Annotated in this window: 17 protein-coding genes; 9 read left to right on the top strand and 8 right to left on the bottom strand. The window is 72.2% G+C overall.

Features of this window, described 5'->3' with window-relative positions; genetic code table 11:
- Window positions 1-139 precede the first annotated feature (139 nt).
- Window positions 140-796 (bottom strand): fasciclin domain-containing protein, encoded by a 657-nt coding sequence (locus QDS12_RS12505; protein WP_279879363.1) that lies wholly within the window; start codon window positions 794-796, stop codon window positions 140-142.
- Window positions 797-942: 146 nt separating this feature from the next.
- Window positions 943-2,016, bottom strand: coding sequence for a redox-regulated ATPase YchF (ychF, locus tag QDS12_RS12500; protein WP_279879362.1), 1,074 nt, complete (start codon window positions 2,014-2,016; stop codon window positions 943-945).
- A gap of 80 nt (window positions 2,017-2,096) precedes the next feature.
- Between ychF and QDS12_RS12495 the strand changes: the two genes are divergently transcribed.
- From QDS12_RS12495 to QDS12_RS12480, 4 genes are all read left to right on the top strand, one after another.
- Entirely contained in the window at window positions 2,097-2,609 is a 513-nt protein-coding gene (locus QDS12_RS12495) for a PH domain-containing protein (protein WP_279879361.1), read from the top strand.
- Window positions 2,606-4,057, top strand: a complete 1,452-nt coding sequence (locus QDS12_RS12490; protein ID WP_279879360.1) for a PH domain-containing protein — start codon at window positions 2,606-2,608, stop codon at window positions 4,055-4,057. Before QDS12_RS12495 ends, QDS12_RS12490 begins: the two co-directional genes overlap by 4 nt.
- A gap of 78 nt (window positions 4,058-4,135) precedes the next feature.
- A complete protein-coding gene (locus QDS12_RS12485; RefSeq protein ID WP_279879359.1) occupies window positions 4,136-6,025 on the top strand; it encodes a glycoside hydrolase family 3 protein in 1,890 nt (629 codons plus the stop codon).
- A 46-nt stretch (window positions 6,026-6,071) separates the two neighbouring features.
- The gene (locus tag QDS12_RS12480; RefSeq protein ID WP_279879357.1) at window positions 6,072-6,482 is read left to right on the top strand and encodes a VOC family protein; all 411 of its coding nucleotides are present in this window, start codon (window positions 6,072-6,074) and stop codon (window positions 6,480-6,482) included.
- A 14-nt stretch (window positions 6,483-6,496) separates the two neighbouring features.
- On the opposite strand, the gene QDS12_RS12475 is transcribed toward QDS12_RS12480, so the two are convergent.
- The 3 genes from QDS12_RS12475 to QDS12_RS12465 are packed head-to-tail and all read right to left on the bottom strand — an operon-like array spanning window position 6,497 to window position 9,178.
- Complete coding sequence (locus QDS12_RS12475) at window positions 6,497-7,582, bottom strand: ABC transporter substrate-binding protein (RefSeq protein WP_279879355.1); 1,086 nt, start codon at window positions 7,580-7,582, stop codon at window positions 6,497-6,499.
- 52 nt (window positions 7,583-7,634) lie between these two features.
- Entirely contained in the window at window positions 7,635-8,393 is a 759-nt protein-coding gene (locus tag QDS12_RS12470; RefSeq protein WP_279879353.1) for an ABC transporter permease, read from the bottom strand.
- Window positions 8,390-9,178 carry an ABC transporter ATP-binding protein gene (locus QDS12_RS12465; protein WP_279879351.1) on the bottom strand — a complete coding sequence of 263 codons (789 nt, stop codon included), beginning with the start codon at window positions 9,176-9,178 and terminating at the stop codon, window positions 8,390-8,392. Before QDS12_RS12465 ends, QDS12_RS12470 begins: the two co-directional genes overlap by 4 nt.
- A gap of 41 nt (window positions 9,179-9,219) precedes the next feature.
- On the opposite strand from QDS12_RS12465, the gene QDS12_RS12460 reads away from it, so the two are divergent.
- Window positions 9,220-9,990, top strand: coding sequence for an exodeoxyribonuclease III (locus tag QDS12_RS12460; protein WP_279879350.1), 771 nt, complete (start codon window positions 9,220-9,222; stop codon window positions 9,988-9,990).
- An 87-nt stretch (window positions 9,991-10,077) separates the two neighbouring features.
- Window positions 10,078-10,545, top strand: a complete 468-nt coding sequence (locus QDS12_RS12455; protein WP_279879348.1) for a DUF6542 domain-containing protein — start codon at window positions 10,078-10,080, stop codon at window positions 10,543-10,545.
- Here QDS12_RS12455 and QDS12_RS12450 read toward each other — a convergent pair.
- Together QDS12_RS12450 and QDS12_RS12445 are read right to left on the bottom strand one after the other, a co-directional pair.
- A complete protein-coding gene (locus tag QDS12_RS12450) occupies window positions 10,491-11,117 on the bottom strand; it encodes an L-threonylcarbamoyladenylate synthase (protein ID WP_279879347.1) in 627 nt (208 codons plus the stop codon). The genes QDS12_RS12455 and QDS12_RS12450 overlap by 55 nt on opposite strands.
- On the bottom strand, window positions 11,117-12,109 hold the full coding sequence (locus QDS12_RS12445; RefSeq protein WP_279879344.1) for a 4-hydroxy-3-methylbut-2-enyl diphosphate reductase: 993 nt from the start codon (window positions 12,107-12,109) through the stop codon (window positions 11,117-11,119). Before QDS12_RS12445 ends, QDS12_RS12450 begins: the two co-directional genes overlap by 1 nt.
- A 98-nt stretch (window positions 12,110-12,207) precedes the next feature.
- Here QDS12_RS12445 and xseA point away from each other — a divergent pair, with 98 nt between their 5' ends.
- Window positions 12,208-13,440, top strand: coding sequence for an exodeoxyribonuclease VII large subunit (gene xseA, locus QDS12_RS12440; RefSeq protein ID WP_279879342.1), 1,233 nt, complete (start codon window positions 12,208-12,210; stop codon window positions 13,438-13,440).
- Entirely contained in the window at window positions 13,430-13,636 is a 207-nt protein-coding gene (locus QDS12_RS12435) for an exodeoxyribonuclease VII small subunit (protein WP_279879340.1), read from the top strand. Before xseA ends, QDS12_RS12435 begins: the two co-directional genes overlap by 11 nt.
- A gap of 1 nt (window position 13,637) precedes the next feature.
- On the opposite strand, the gene QDS12_RS12430 is transcribed toward QDS12_RS12435, so the two are convergent.
- Entirely contained in the window at window positions 13,638-14,276 is a 639-nt protein-coding gene (locus QDS12_RS12430) for a DUF4245 domain-containing protein (RefSeq protein ID WP_279879339.1), read from the bottom strand.
- Window positions 14,277-14,310: 34 nt separating this feature from the next.
- On the opposite strand from QDS12_RS12430, the gene QDS12_RS12425 reads away from it, so the two are divergent.
- Window positions 14,311-15,567, top strand: coding sequence for an SLC13 family permease (locus QDS12_RS12425; RefSeq protein WP_279879337.1), 1,257 nt, complete (start codon window positions 14,311-14,313; stop codon window positions 15,565-15,567).
- Window positions 15,568-15,586 lie beyond the last annotated feature (19 nt).

Raw genomic sequence — 15,586 nt, 5'->3', positions numbered from 1 at the left:
GGACCACGGTAGAGCCGCTCGGCCCGATCCCGCTCCCCCCAGTCTCGGCACAGTCTCGGCACAGTCTCGGCTCGGTCTCGGCGGCACCGGGCGGGTGACGACTCGTCGTGCACCCGCCCGGTCGCCGTATGGACGCGGCTCAGAGGTCGATCGGCCTGAGCACCCGGTTGATCGCGTGCGCGATCTGCTTGTTCCCCTTGTTGATGTCGACCGCGACGACCTGGGGGTTGACGGCGTCGGGGTCCCGGTCGACCAGTCGCACGGTGGTCCTGTGGATGCGGACGATGATCTGACCGCCCGACGCCGTGGTCAGGGAGGCCCCGTTGGACCTGGCGACCTTGCGAGCCGTCAGGGTCACGCCCGGAACCACGTGGTAGAGCAGGATCGCCTCGATCGTGTCGACGTCAGCGGCCCGGGTGACCGCCCGGAACGTTCCGCGCTCGGTGCGCGGTGCGCGGCCGGTCAGGTCGCGGACCAGGCGGCGGAAGGCGCGATCGGTCGGGAGGAAGGCGGTCAGACGGGTCCGGCCCTGGGTCAGCACCTTGACGGGGCTGTGGGGCTTGGCCTTCAGGACCGTGGTGACGGCCTTGTCGAGGACGTCGAAGTCGTTCCAGTTGTGGTCGAAGCCCTTGTCCGCGGCCAGGACCGCGGCGAGGCTGCGGTGCCCGACCATGTGGTGCGAGCGATCGGCGGCCTGAGCCGGCGCGATCGTCATCGCAGTGGCGGCGAGGGTCGCCGTGATCATGCCGACCAGGCCGAGCCTGGCCCCGTGCGTGACGCGGTGGAGCTGGTTCATCGTGCTGTCCCTCCGACTAGACGTTGACGAGTACGCGGCCCTCCGCCACGTGCTCGACGGTCATTCGCCGGTTCGGAACCGACCGCGAGTCGGATGGGTCGGTCCGGGGATACGGATCCCGACACGCCGCCCGGACAGCCGGATGGTCAGACGTTGAAGCGGAACTCCACGACGTCACCGTCGGCCATCACGTAGTCCTTGCCCTCCATGCGGACCTTGCCGGCCTCGCGCGCCTTGCCCATGGAGCCGGCGGCGACCAGGTCGTCGAAGGAGACGATCTCGGCCTTGATGAAGCCCTTCTGGAAGTCCGTGTGGATGACGCCGGCGGCCTCGGGGGCGGTCGCGCCCTTCCGGATCGTCCAGGCGCGGGACTCCTTGGGGCCGGCGGTCAGGTAGGTCTGCAGGCCGAGCGTGTCGAAGCCGACGCGGGCGAGCACCTCCAGGCCGGGCTCGGCGACGCCGGCGTCGGCGAGGAACTCGGCGGCCTCCTCGTCGGAGAGCTCGACCAGCTCGGACTCGAGCTTGGCGTCGAGGAAGATCGCCTCGGCGGGGGCGACGAGCTCGCGCATCTTGGCCCTCAGCGACTCGTCGCCGAGCTCGTCGGCGTCGCAGTTGAAGACGTAGATGTAGGGCTTGGCGGTCAGCAGCGACAGCTCGCGGATCAGGGTGCGGTCGATGGACGTCGCGATGATCGGCGTACCGGCCTCGAGCGCCTCCTTCGCGGCCTGGGCGGCCTCGACGTTGGCGAGCAGCTCCTTCTTGCCGCGCGCCTCCTTCTCCAGCCGCGGGATCGCCTTCTCGACCGTCTCGAGGTCGGCGAGGATCAGCTCGGTCTGGATGGTGGAGATGTCGTTGCCGGGGTTGACCTCGCCGTCGACGTGGGTGACGTCCTCGTCGCGGAACACGCGGGTGACCTGGCAGATCGCCGCCGACTCGCGGATGTGGGCGAGGAACTTGTTGCCCAGACCCTCGCCCTGCGACGCGCCGCGCACGATGCCCGCGATGTCGACGAACTCCACGGTCGCCGGGAGGATCCGCTCGGAGCTGAAGATCTCGGCGAGCTTCGCCAGCCGGGGGTCGGGCACCCCCACGACACCGACGTTGGGCTCGATCGTCGCGAACGGGTAGTTCGCGGCGAGCACGTCGTTCTTGGTCAGCGCGTTGAAGAGGGTGGACTTGCCCGCGTTGGGCAGGCCGACGATGCCGATGGTGAGTGCCACGGGTCCCGATCCTAGGTGTGCGTACGACGGCCGCGGGAATCCTCACCGGACGGGCACCGACGCACCCTAGGCTCGGCGGCGTGACCCTCCCCGCCCCGTCGCTGCGCGAGCCGTCCCACCGGGTGTCGCAGCGGGCTCCGGCGTACTGGCGCGTCCACGCGGCCGTCGCCGCGGTCGTGATGTGGCTGACCGCCGTCGCGCTGCTCGTGACGGTGCTCCTCGTCCCCGGCGGCTGGTGGAGCGTGCTCCTCTGGGTGGGCGTCGCCGTGCTCGCGGTCGCGCCGGTGCCGTGGCTGACGCTGGCGCCGCGGATCAGGTTCGACGTGCACCGCTGGGAGGTCACCGACATCGCGGTGCACGTGCGGTCGGGGTGGCTGAGCCGGACCGACGAGATCGTGCCGCTCTCCCGCGTGCAGACGGTCGACTCGGCCCAGGGGCCGCTGATGCGCGTGTTCGGGCTGCGCACGGTGACCGTGCAGACCGCCTCCAGCGCCGGCACCGTGGCGATCGCCTGCCTCGACGACGCGGTCGCGCAGGAGGTCGTCGCCCGCCTGGTCGCGATCACCGCCGCGACGCCCGAGGACGCGACGTGACGGACTGGCAGCGGCTCGACCCGCGGACGCTCGCGACGCAGCCGGTGGCCACCGTCGCGAAGGCGATCGTCCCGGCCATCGCAGCGATGGTCGGCCTCGGCTCCGCGATCGGGCTGAACTTCGCGTTGCTGATCGGCATCGCCGTCGTCGTCGGCGCCGGCGCGCTGCCCTGGTGGACGACGACCTACCGCGTGACCCCGACCCACCTGGAGATCAGGCGCGGCGTGCTCAACCGGACCACGGTCACCGCACGGCTCGACCGCGTGCGCAGCGTCGACCTCGAGGCCGACGTCGTCCACCGCGTCCTGCGCGTCACGAAGGTGGCCGTCGGCACCGGCGTCGACGAGAGCCGCCTCGAGCTCGACTCGCTCGGCGTCGACGAGGCCGAGCGGCTGCGCGTCGCGCTGCTGCACGGCTCCCGGCCCACCGACGAGCCGGCCGCCCCGGCGCCCGTCCACGAGATCGCCCGGCTGGACTGGTCGTGGGTGCGGTTCGCGCCGCTCAACGTCGGCAACCTCGTGATCGCGCTCGCCGCCTTCGGTGCCGTGCTCAGCCAGTTCGACCAGGTCATCGACGAGCAGCGGGTCGAGCGCGCCTGGCACTGGCTGCGCGACTCCGACGTCCCGCTGCTGGCCGGCGGCGTGCTGCTCGCCGGCCTCCTGCTCTGGGTCCCGTGCGCCTGCCTCGGCTACGCCGTGCGGTGGTACGGCCTGAGCATCACCCGCGAGCAGGGCAAGGACGGGCCGACCCTCCGCCGCGTGCACGGTGCTCTCACCCAGCGCGCGACCACGGTCGAGGAGGCGAAGATCCGCGGTGCCGTCGTACGGCGGCGGGCGCTGGTCGGGCTCGCCGGCGGAGCCGAGCTGCACCTGCTGACGACCGGCCTCGAGGACAACGAGACGCACCTGCTGCCGTCGGCACCCCGCGAGCTCGTCGACGACGTCGCGACCGACGTCCTCGGCGAGCGTGCGGCGCTCCGCGCACCGGTCACCGCCCACGGCGCAGTGGCCCGGCGACGGTGCTACGTCCGGAACCTCCGCGACGCCCTCCTCACGACGGCCGGGACGGCGCTGGCGGTCTGGCTGGCCCGCGCCGGTGGCCTGGGCCTGGCGGTCTGGCTCCCGCTGGTCGTGCTGGTCGTCGCCGTGCCGGTGGCGGTCGCGACCGCCGAGCTGCACTACCGGCGACTGGGGCACACGCTGACCGAGCGTTACCTGGTCAGCTGCACGGGGACGTTCACCGCGAGCCGCACGGCGCTCGAGAGCGACGGCATCGTCGGCTGGCGCGTCCACCAGTCGTTCTGGGACCGCCGCCGCGGGCTGGCGCAGCTCGTCGCGACGACCGCCGCCGGCAAGGAGCAGGTCGTGGTGCCGGACGTGCCCCTCGGCGAGGCGGTGGCCGTCGCGGCCGCGGCGACCCCCCGCATGGTGGAGGGGTTCCTCGCCTGACGAGCCTTCCCAACCCACACCGCCGGGCCTACATTCGGTTCGTCCTCACTCGGGGGACAGCCCATCTCGGAGGCGCCCATGTTCGCTCGGTCAGCATCCACCCGCCGCACCCGGACCCCGCTCCGGCTGATGGTCCTCGGCCTCACGCTCGCGCTGGGCACTGCGCTGGGCACGTCACTCGGACCGCCCGCGACGGCTGACGACCCGGGACACTCCGGCGACGCGCCCTACCGCGGCCGGATCATCTCGCAGCTGCGGCACATGACCGTGCAGCAGAAGGTGGGCCAGCTGTTCGTCATCGAGGTCGCCGGCCGCGACGCCAACGACGTGAGCGCCAACGCCAAGATCGTCAACCAGCGGCTCTACGGCGTCGACACCCCCGCCCAGGCGATCGCGAAGTACCAGCCCGGCGGCGTCATCTACTACACGACGCGCTCCGCCTGCAGCGGCTGCCCCAGCGACGACAACATCGGCGACCCGGCTCAGGTCGCCACCCTGTCCAACGGGCTCCAGGCAGCGGCGCTGGCGCAGCCGACCCGCATCCCGCTGCAGATCTCGGTCGACCAGGAGGGCGGCGCGCTCGTCGCTCGATTCGGCCCGCCCGCGACGCAGATGCCCGGCGCGATGGCGCTCGGCGCCGGCGGCTCGGCGCAGGACGCCCGCACCTCCGGGGACGTGATCGGCACCGAGCTCAAGGCGGTCGGCGTCACCCAGGACTACGGCGTCGACTCCGACGTCAACATCAACCCCAACAACCCGGTCATCGGCATCCGCTCCCCCGGCGGCGACCCGGCGCTGGTCTCGCGCATCGTCACCGGCGAGATCAAGGGCTTCCACGACGCCGGCGAGTCGGCCGTCTCGAAGCACTTCCCCGGTCACGGCGACACCGGCGTGGACAGCCACTTCGGCCTGCCGATCGTCACGCACGACCTGGCCACGTTCAACGCGACCGACCTGCCGCCCTTCAAGGCGGCGATCGCCGCCGGTGTCGACACGATCATGACCGCCCACGTCGTCTTCCCGGCCGTCGACCCGTCCGGTGCGCCGGCGACGATGAGCCACGCGATCCTCACCGGTGTCCTCCGCGACCAGCTCGGGTTCAAGGGCCTCGTGGTGACCGACGCCCTCGACATGGGCGGCGCCACGGCGACGTACCCGCCGAACGTCGCGCCGGTGCAGGCCCTGCTCGCCGGCGCCGACCAGCTCCTCATCCCGCCGCAGATGGACACGGCGTACGCCGCCGTGCTCGCTGCGGTCGAGGACGGCACCATCAGCCAGCAGCGGCTCGACGACTCGGTCTACCGCATCCTGCTGCACAAGTACCAGCACGGCATCTTCGCCGACCCGATGGTCGACCCGGCGACCGCGGCGACCGTGATGGGCGCGCCCGCGCACCTGGCCGCCGCGCAGGCGGTGACCGACCGCACCACGACGCTGGTCAAGAACGACAGCGGCCTGCTGCCGCTCGCGGCCGGTCCCCGCAAGGTGCTCGTCGCGGGCTGGGGCGTCGGCACGACCCAGGGGATCGCGAAGGCGATCGCCGCCCGGGGTGCGACGACGCAGGTGCTGGAGTCGGGCACCACGCCGTCGGAGTCGGCGATCGCCAACGCCGTCGCGGCCGCCCAGAACGCCGACCTCGTCGTGGTGTCGACCAACAACGCCTACGCGGTCTCCGCGACCACCGGCCAGCCCCTGGCCTCGGCGGCGGCGCAGACGCGGCTGGTGAGGGCGCTGCTCGCGACCGGCAAGCCGGTCGTGGTCTCGGCGATGCGCAACCCCTACGACGTCGCGTCGTTCCCGGAGGCGCCGACCGTGCTCGACACCTTCGGCTACACCGCCGACCAGCTCGAGTCGCTGGTGCGGGTGCTGTTCGGAGAGGTGAACCCGGCGGGCAGGCTGCCGGTCTCGATCCCGCGGGCGGACGGCAGCGGCGAGCTGTACCCGCTGGGCCACGGACTGCACTACTGACCCAAACCGCTGGCGGTCGTGCGCACACCCACGGGAGGGTGTGCGCATGACCGTCTCGATCACCGACATCACGTTCGACGCCGGCGACGCGCGAGCGCTGGCGACGTTCTGGGCCAACCTGCTCGGTTGGCAGGTCTTCTACGACGACGACCCGGTCGTCCTCGTCGCGCCCCACTACCCCACGCTCGGGAAGACGACGATGCTCTTCATCCCCGTGCCCGAGGGCAAGACGGCCAAGAACCGGGTCCACCTCGACCTCACGCCGACCGACATGACCCGCGACGAGCAGGTCGAGCAGGCGATCGCGCTCGGGGCGACCGTGGTCGGCGACCACCGCGAGGAGGAGGACGGCGGCGGGTGGGTCACGCTCGCCGACCCGGAGGGCAACGAGTTCTGCATCGTCCGGTCGGACGCCGAGCGGCCCGCCCCGACGACGAAGGCGTGGCGGCTCGGCTGAGCAGGCACCCCGGGCTACGGAGCCGGCCAGACGACCTTGTTGTCACCGCCGACGACGGCGTCGCTGAAGGAGTTGTCGAACCATCCCGCGGCCTCGTCGGGTGACACCTGGACGCCGCCGTACTGCGTCATGATGCCCGCCAGCGCGCGGACGTTCCCCGTGTCGATCGACCCGAACTTGCCGGGGAGCGGGTTGTCGGCGACGACCTCGGTCTCCTTCTTCCACACCGCGGTCTCGTGCTTGGGGTCGGACTCGGCGCCCGCCTTGTCGTGCTGGAAGCCGATGCACTCGTCGACGTGGGCCTCCTCGGCGCAGTACTGGTAGGCCTTGAACACCGCCCGCAGGAAGTCCTGGGCGGCGGTCGGGTGCGCCTTGAGGAAGCCGGGGTTCGCGGCGTAGGCGCCGAGCGAGCCGGGGACGCCGAAGTCCTTGGGCTCCCAGACCTTGACCGGCTTACCCGCCGCCTCGAGCTGGAGCGGCTCGTTGGAGATGAAGCCGACCAGCGCGTCGACCTGCCCGCGCGGCAGGATCGTCGGGTCGTAGCCGACCTTGACCTCCTTGACGTCGCCCTGCTTCAGCCCCGCCTTGTCGAGCATCGCGGAGACGCCGACCGGCACCAGGCCCTTCTGGCCGAGCGTCTTGCCCTTGAGCTGGGCGAGGTCGGTGATCGACGGCATCGTCATGAGGATGTCGAGACCGGCGTTGGAGTACGACGAGATGCCGGTGATCCGCAGCCCGTTGGCGTTCGCGGTCATGGTGTCCTGCTGCGAGAGGCCGCCGACCTGGGCCCGGCCGCTGGCGAGCAGCTTGGTGTTCTGCGAGACGTCGCCCGACCCGGGCTGCAGCCGCACGTCGAGGCAGAGGTCCTTGAAGTAGCCGAGCCGATCGGCGGCGATGACCTCGAGGATCGAGGCCGACGCCTGCCAGTAGTAGCCGGACAGGTAGGTGACGGTGCCGGCCGCCTTGTTCTGGTCGCAGCGCTTGGCCGACGCCGCCGAGCCGGTCGTGCCTGCCGACTCGTCGTCTCCCCCGCAGCCGGCCAGGGTCCCCGCCAGCAGCGTGGCGGCCAGGAGCAGGGCGAGCGGGCGGATGATCCTCACGGAAGTGACTCTCCTCGTCGGGGGGAACGCGGGGGACGCGCGGCGGGCAGGCTCAGCGGGGCTCGTGCCAGCGCAGGGCGCGGCGCTCGACGACGGTCACGAGGAGCAGCAGCAGCGAGCCCATCAGGGCCAGCACGAAGATAGCGGCCCACACGGTGGCGAGTCTGTTCATGGAGGACGCGACCTGGATCACGCTGCCGAGTCCCGCCGCCGACCCGGCGGCCGAGAGCTCGGCCACGACCGCGCCCACCACCGAGAGCGGGAAGACGATCTGGAGCGCCGCGAAGACGTACTGCAGCGAGCCGGGGATGCGCAGGTGCCGCAGGACCTCCCAGCGCGACGCGTGCACCGACTGGAACACCTGCAGCACCGGCTCCGGGACCGACCGCAGCCCGACCGAGGCGTTGATGAGGATCGGGAAGAAGCAGATCAGCCCCGTGATGATCAGCTTCGGCGCGGAGCCGAACCCGAACGCCACCACGAGCGCCGGCGCGATCGCGACGAGCGGGGTCACGTTGAGCACGACCGCGATCGGCATGACCGCCCGCCGCGCGAGGGTCACCTCGCTCACCAGGATCGCGAGCGCGAAGGCGGCCACGAAGCCGATCAGCAGCCCGAGCAGGGCTTCGCGCAGCGTCACCCAGCTGTTGTGCAGGAAGTAGCCGGGGTCGGTCGTGAGCGCCGACCACACGTCCGGCAGCGGTGGCAGCAGGTAGGGCATCCGGTCCGCCCCGACCTGCCAGAGCACGCCGAGCAGCACGAGGAGGACGGCGAGCGGCGCCCAGTACGCCGGGTGGAGCACCCGCTTCACGAGGCGACCCCGTTCTGCTCGAACGCGTCGCGCAGCCGCTCGCGCAGACCGAGCTCGTAGGCGTGGAACTCGGGGCTGCGGATCAGCTCCTGCGTCCGCGGCCGGGGCAGGTCGATGTCGACGACGTCGACGATCCGCCCGGGGCGCGGCGCCATCACGACGACGGAGTCGGAGAGCCTGACCGCCTCGAGGATCGAGTGGGTGACGAAGAGGACCGTCGCGCCGCGCTCCTCCCACAGCTCGAGCAGCTGCTGCTGCTGGGCCTCGCGGGTGAACTCGTCGAGCGCTGAGAACGGTTCGTCCAGCAGCAGTACGTCGGGCTGCAGCCCGAAGGCGCGCACGATGGCGACCCGCTGCCGCATCCCGCCGGAGAGCTGGGCCGGCCGCTGGTGCACGGCGTCGCCCAGGCCGGCGCGGCGCAGCAGCTCGCGCATGTCCGGGAGCGGCTCCCGGTTGTGGCGTCGGTTGACCTTCGCCGGCAGCGAGACGTTGTCGAGCACGGTCAGCCACGGCAGCAGCGCCGGCTGCTGCGGCACGAGCCCGAGCCGCTTCTGCTCCGCGGCCTCCCGCGGCGTCGTGCCGCACACGGTGACCTCGCCGGCGTCCGGCTCCTCGAGCCCGGCGACGATGCGCAGCAGCGTCGACTTCCCGCAGCCGCTCGGCCCGATGATGCTGACGAACCGCCCGGTCGGCACCTCGAGGTCGATGCCGTCCAGCGCGACCACGCGGGTGGCGTCCTCGTGCACGCGACCGATGCCGCGCAGGTCGATGGCGGCGCCGGTCATGGGGGTCAGTCTTCCAAACCGGGGACCGATAGGTTTCCGGGGTGCGCATCGCGACCTGGAACGTGAACTCCATCCGCTCCCGCATCGACCGCGTCGAGGCCTTCCTCGACCGCCACGAGGTCGACGTGCTCGCGGTCCAGGAGACCAAGGCCAAGGTCGACCAGCTGCCCACGATGGGCCTCGAGGCCAGGGGGTACGACGTCGCGGCGGTCGGCTACTCCCAGTGGAACGGCGTCGCGCTGATCTCGCGCGTCGGGCTCGAGCAGGCCACGGTCGGCTTCGAGGGCATGCCCGGCTGGGGCGAGCCGACCGAGGCCGAAGCGCGCGCGGTGAGCGCGGTCGCGGGCGGCGTACGCATCTCGTCGCTCTATGTCCCCAACGGACGCAAGCCCGACGACCCGCACTACGTCTACAAGCTCGACTGGCTCGCCCGGCTCCGGGACGCCGGGCAGGCATGGCTCGGCGAGCAGGCCGCGCTGGTCGGTGACTGGAACATCTGCCCGACCGACGACGACGTGTTCGACGTGACGCAGTTCCGCAACTCCACGCACGTCACGCCGCAGGAGCGCGCCGCGTTCCAGGCGATCCTCGACTCGGGATGGAGCGAGGTCACCCGCAAGTACGCCCCTGGCTACACCTACTGGGACTACTACCGCCAGCGGTTCGAGCGCGACCGTGGCCTCAAGATCGACTTCGTCCTCGCCTCGCCATCGCTGGCCGAGCGCGTGAAGGGCGCGTTCATCGACCGCGAGGAGCGGGCCGGGGCCGGGGCCTCGGACCACGCGCCGGTCGTCGTCGACCTCGAGGACTGAGCAGAAGGCTCGCCGAGTTCGGCGAGCGCGGCGCGTCGCGGCCGCCTCGTCGGCGGGTCGCCCTACCGTGAGCAGCGGAGGAGACCCATGAGCAGATGGCATCCCGGTCATGAGCCCGGCCGTCAGGTGGTCGTGCTCGCAGTCGCGCTCGCCCTCACGGCCGCCCTGCTCGACGTCGCGATCACCGGCAGCGTCACCTGGATCTTCGACGTCTGCTTCGTCGTCCTGTGCGCCGCGATGGCGTTGCTCGTCGCACCCAAGGACATGTTCACGGTCGGCGTGCTGCCGCCGCTCGTCATGCTCGGGGTGTTCGTGGTCGTCGGGCTGTCCGACGCCGACGCCCTCGGCCGTCCCGACGACAGCGTGGGGCAGGCCGTCGTCTCAGGACTGGCCCACCACAGCCTGGCGCTGTGCCTCGGCTACGGAGTGTGCCTGGGCCTGCTCGCCCAGCGCCGCCACGTCCAGGCGGCGCGCGCCGGGCACGCGGCCCGCTCGCGCCGTCAGGCGACGAAGCGCGACCAGTCCCCCGCGCCCTCGCGGATGACCTCGGGGTAGCCCTCGGACCAGTCCACGACCGTCGTGGGCTCGGCCGGGGTGTCCTCGCCGGTCTCGATGACGACGTCGACGAGGTGGTCGAGGGTGTCCTTGACGTCCCAGCCGTTGGTCCGCGGCTCGGTCTCCCCCGGCATGATCAGCGTCGACGACAGCAGCGGCTCGCCGAGCGCCTCGAGCAGCGCCTGGACGAAGGTGTTGTCGGGGATGCGGACGCCGACGGTGCGCTTCTTCGGGTGCAGCAGGCGACGCGGCACGTCGGGCATCGCCGGCAGGATGAACGTGTAGGGCCCCGGCGTCGCGCCGCGGATCGCCCGGAAGGCACTGTTGTCGACGTGCACCATCTGGCCGAGCTGGGAGAAGTCCCTGCAGACCAGGGTGAAGTGGTGACGCTCGTCGAGGTCGCGGATCGCCAGGATCCGGTCGCGACCGTCCTTGTTGCCGATCCGGCTGCCGAGCGCGTAGCCCGAGTCGGTCGGGTAGGCGATGAGCTGGTCGTCGTTCAGCGCGTCGACGACCTGCTGCAGCAGGCGCGGCTGCGGATTGTCCGGGTGGATGTCGACGTAGCGCGCCATCAGTGCTGACCCGCAGCCTTCAGGTCGCGGCGCAGCTCCTTGGGGAGCGAGAAGATGAGCGACTCCTCGGCACTGTGCACGGCCCGCGCATCCGGGTAGCCGCGCTCCGCGAGGAACGCGAGGACGCCCTGCACGAGCTCCTCCGGCACGCTCGCCCCGCTGGTCACGCTCACCGAGCGGACCCCGTCGAGCCACTCGGGGTCGATCTCCGAGGCGTCGTCCACGCGGTAGGCCGATCCGGCGCCCGCCTCCAGGGCGACCTCGACCAGCCGGACGCTGTTGGAGGAGTTCCCCGACCCGACCACGATGACGAGGTCGGACTCCTTGGCGATCTCCTTGACCGCCAGCTGGCGGTTCTGGGTCGCGTAGCAGATGTCGTCGCTCGGCGGGTCCAGCAGCAGCGGGAAGCGCTTCCGGATCGCGTCGACGGTCTCGAGCGTCTCGTCGACGCTGAGCGTGGTCTGCGACAGCCAGGAGACCTTGGCGGGGTCGCGGACGACGATCTTGTCGACGTCCTCTGGCCCCTGCACCAGCTGGATGTGCTCGGGGGCCTCGCCGGCCGTGCCCTCGACCTCCTCGTGCCCGGCGTGGCCGATGAGGAGGATGTCGTAGTCCTCGGCCGCGAACCGCTTCGCCTCGTGGTGGACCTTGGTCACCAGCGGACAGGTCGCGTCGATGGTCTTGAGCCCGCGGGCCTCCGCCTCGGCGTGGACGGCCGGCGAGACGCCGTGCGCGGAGAAGACGACCGTCTCCCCCTCCGGCACCTGGTCGAGCTCCTCGACGAAGATCGCGCCGCGCGACTCGAGGTCAGCGACGACGTGCTTGTTGTGCACGATCTGCTTGCGGACGTAGACGGGAGCGCCGTAGAGGTCGAGCGCCTTCTCGACGGTCACCACTGCCCGGTCGACGCCGGCGCAGTAGCCGCGCGGCGCGGCGAGCAGCACCTGCTTCTCCGCGTCGGTGAGCGGGCGGGGCATGGCGAGGTCCGTCATGGTGCTGAGTCTACGGACCCCTGCTCCCGGCGGGCGCTTCGGCGAGGCACCCCGCGGGACCCGTCGTGTCGGCGGGCGCCGCTAGTCTCGCCCAGGTCATGACGATGCAGACGTCGCTCGAGTCCCCGGCCCCGGTCCGGCAGATCGCCAACGCGATCGCCGGCTGGATCGACCGGCTCGGCGCGGTCTGGGTGGAGGGTCAGGTCGCCCAGGTCAGCCGGAGGCCGGGCATGCAGACGGTCTTCCTGACGCTGCGCGACACGGTGGCCGACATCTCGATCGCCGTCACGTGCAGCCGCACGCTCTTCGACGGGCTCAACCCGCCGCTGGTCGAGGGGGCCAGCGTCGTCGTCCACGCCAAGCCGTCGTTCTACGCCAACCGCGGGACGCTCTCGCTCTACGCCCGCGACATCCGCATGGTCGGGCTCGGCGAGCTGCTCGCCCGGCTGGAGCGGCGCCGCCAGCTGCTCGCCGCCGAGGGTCTCTTCGCCGCCGAGCTCAAGCGGTCGCTGCCCTTCCTCCCGGGCCGGGTCGGCCTGGTGACCGCTCCCGACTCAGCAGCCGAGCGTGACGTCCTCGAGAACGCCCGCCGCCGTTGGCCGGCGGTCGCCTTCGAGACCGCCTACGCCGCCATGCAGGGCACCCGCTGCGTGCCGGAGGTGATCGAGGCGCTCGAGCGGCTCGACCGCGACCCGTCGGTCGACGTCATCGTCGTCGCCCGAGGCGGGGGCTCCGTGGAGGACCTCCTGCCGTTCTCCGACGAGGCGCTCATCCGCGCCGTCCACCGGCTGACGACGCCGGTCGTCTCGGCGATCGGCCACGAGCCCGACAGCCCGCTGCTCGACCTGGTGGCCGACCTGCGCGCCTCGACCCCGACCGACGCCGCCAAGCTCGTGGTGCCCGACGTCGCGGAGGAGCTTCGCCTCGTGGCGACCGCCCGCGACCGGATGCGGAGCGGGCTGCGCTCCTGGCTGGACCGCGAGCAGGCAGCACTCGACGCGCTCCGCTCCCGGCCGGCGCTCGCCGACCCGCGCTCGCTGCTCGACGAGCGGGCCGACGAGGTGAGGGTGCTGCGCGATCGCGCCCGTCGTACGCTCTCCCACCTGCTCGACCGAGCCTCCGACGACATCGGTCACCACCGCGCCCGGGCGAGGGCGCTCTCGCCGCTCGAGACCCTGCGCCGCGGCTACGCCGTCCTGCAGGACGGCGACGGCCACGTGCTCGCCTCCGTGGCGGGCGTCGAGGCCGGCGCCGAGATCAGCGTCCGCGTCGCCGACGGTCGCGTCCACGCCACCACCACCCGAACCGAGGAGCTCCCCGATGGCCAGTGACGACGAGAAGCCCTCCTACGAGGAGGCCCGCGCGGAGCTCATCGAGGTGGTCCGTGCGCTCGAGGCGGGCGGCACGACCCTCGAGGAGTCGCTCGCGTTGTGGGAACGCGGCGAGAAGCTCGCGACCGTCTGCCAGGAGTGGCTCGACGGCGCGCGCCAGCGGCTCGACGCCGCGATGGGCTCCGACGAGGAGTAGGTCAGGCGACGGGCGCGGTGGTCAGCAGGCCGATCAGCGTCTTCAGGTCGGCGACCGACGCCGACCCGTAGACCAGCAGGGTGTCCTTGCCGACGCTGGTCGAGAACGCGTGGTCGCGCTGCCCGTCCGACCACGACGTCCACGTCGTTGCGACCTTGCTGTCGATCGTGACGTCCTCGCCCTTCCGAGCGCCGTTCGGCAGCGCCGTGGCGAGCATGTCCTCGACCGACAGGTCCTCCTGCTGGATCCCGGCGAACGTCCCGGAGTCGGTGAGCAGCGGCAACCCCCACGCGGGGCGGTCACCGGGAGTGAAGTTGGCGTCCGTCGCCAGCCAGCCCTTCGGCAGCGTCGCAGGGTAGGCGACGGTGTAGCCACCGCCCTGGATGTCTCGCACGGTGCTCAGGTAGTCGACCGCCACCGGCTTGCCGTCCGGCTCGTCGTGGAGGACGTTCTGGATGACGTAGTAGCCGACCACCGCGGCCACGAGCACGATCATCGAGCCGATCAGGCCGCCGAAGGTCCGTGGGTAACGCCTCGACGGTGCCTGCGGCTCGCCCTGCCGCTCACCCAGCCGCTCGCCCTGCGGCCCGCCCTGCGACTCGCCCTGCGGCTCACTCACGCCCGACTGCCGCTCGTTCACGGGTCAAGTGTGTCAGGCACCTATCGTTTCCGAAGTGCCGCCCCTGACCACCGCCGTCGCCGACGGAACCGGAGTGGTCGCGCTGGCGGGGCTCCTCGTGGCCGCCCACCGGCACCCACGGGCTCGCGTGGAGGCCGCCGCGGCGCTGGCCGCGTCGGCGCTCGTGCTGGTCGCGGGCCTGATCTCCCCCGAGGAGGCATGGGACGCCGTCCGCCCCCTGCTGCCGGTCGTCGCCTTCCTCGTCACCATCCTGGTCGTCGCGGAGGTGTGCGCCCGGGCGGGCGTCTTCACGGCCGCCGGGCACCGCGTCCGCCGGCACAGCCGCGGTCGGCCGGCCGCCCTGTTCACCGGCACGTTCCTGCTGGCCGCGCTCGTGACGACGGTGCTCAGCCTCGACGCGACGGTGGTGCTGGTGACGCCGGTGGCGGTCGCGGCCGCCGTCGGCCTCGGCACCTCGCCGCGCCCGGTCGCCTATGGCTGCCTGCGGATGGCCAACTCGGCGTCATTGCTGCTGCCGGTCTCCAACCTCACCAACCTGCTCGCGATGCCGCACCTGGACCTCACCTTCGCCGGCTTCGCCGTCCGGATGGCGCCCGCGCTCGCCGCCGTCCTCGTGGTCGAGTACGTCGGCCTGCGACTGCTCTTCCGCCGCGAACTCGCCGGCCACGGTGTCGAGCGGCGAGAGCCCCGGTCCCCGCGGCTGGAGCCCGTGCCCGTCGTGGTCGTGGCGGCCATGCTCCTCGGGTTCGCGGTCCTGTCGCCGCTCGGCGTCGAGCCGGCCTGGGTGTCCGCCGCCGCGGCCGCGGTGCTCGTCGTCTGGGCCCGCTACCGCCGGCTGGCGTCGTGGCAGGTGGCCGCGCGGGCCGCTCACCCCTCCTTCGCGCTGTTCGTGCTGGCGCTGGGCGTGGTGGTGGCGGGCCTCGGCCAGGGGTTCCTCGGCGACGTGGCCGCCCGGCTGCTCCCCGACGGGACGTCGTACGTCGACCTGCTGGCCGTGGCCGGGATCGCCACCGTGGGGGCGGCGCTGCTCACCAACCTGTCGGCGACCCTGCTGCTCCTCCCCCTGCTGGCGCCGCTGGGCACCGACGCCGTGCTGGCCGCCCTGGTGGGCCTCGGCGTCGGCTCCGGGATCACCTGGACGGGCTCGCTCGCCAACCTGCTGTGGCGGCGCACCCTGGTCCGCTACGGCGAGCCGGGCTCGATGCTCGGAACGGTCGCCTTCCACCGCGTCTCGCTCGCCCTCACGCCGCTCGCGGTCATCGCAGCTGTCACCGCACTCGCGGTCACCTGACGCCCTCCCTGCCGCATGC

Origin of the sequence: Nocardioides sp. CER19 (assembly GCF_029846275.1) — a bacterium.
Taxonomy (GTDB): Bacteria; Actinomycetota; Actinomycetes; order Propionibacteriales; family Nocardioidaceae; genus Nocardioides.
The sequence above is the reverse complement of the archived record's forward strand: the minus strand, read 5'-3'. Positions and strand labels throughout refer to the sequence as shown.

What these genes read in the sequence shown, in the direction of transcription:
- QDS12_RS12435 (WP_279879340.1), top strand. Translation starts at nt 13,430, where the DNA reads ATGGCCAGTGACGACGAGAAGCCCTCCTACGAGGAGGCCCGCGCGGAG.
- QDS12_RS12450 (WP_279879347.1), bottom strand. Translation starts at nt 11,117, where the DNA reads ATGGCGCGCTACGTCGACATCCACCCGGACAATCCGCAGCCGCGCCTG.
- QDS12_RS12480 (WP_279879357.1), top strand. Translation starts at nt 6,072, where the DNA reads ATGACCGTCTCGATCACCGACATCACGTTCGACGCCGGCGACGCGCGA.
- xseA (WP_279879342.1), top strand. Translation starts at nt 12,208, where the DNA reads ATGACGATGCAGACGTCGCTCGAGTCCCCGGCCCCGGTCCGGCAGATC.
- QDS12_RS12485 (WP_279879359.1), top strand. Translation starts at nt 4,136, where the DNA reads ATGTTCGCTCGGTCAGCATCCACCCGCCGCACCCGGACCCCGCTCCGG.
- QDS12_RS12445 (WP_279879344.1), bottom strand. Translation starts at nt 12,109, where the DNA reads ATGACGGACCTCGCCATGCCCCGCCCGCTCACCGACGCGGAGAAGCAG.
- QDS12_RS12465 (WP_279879351.1), bottom strand. Translation starts at nt 9,178, where the DNA reads ATGACCGGCGCCGCCATCGACCTGCGCGGCATCGGTCGCGTGCACGAG.
- QDS12_RS12505 (WP_279879363.1), bottom strand. Translation starts at nt 796, where the DNA reads ATGAACCAGCTCCACCGCGTCACGCACGGGGCCAGGCTCGGCCTGGTC.
- QDS12_RS12455 (WP_279879348.1), top strand. Translation starts at nt 10,078, where the DNA reads ATGAGCAGATGGCATCCCGGTCATGAGCCCGGCCGTCAGGTGGTCGTG.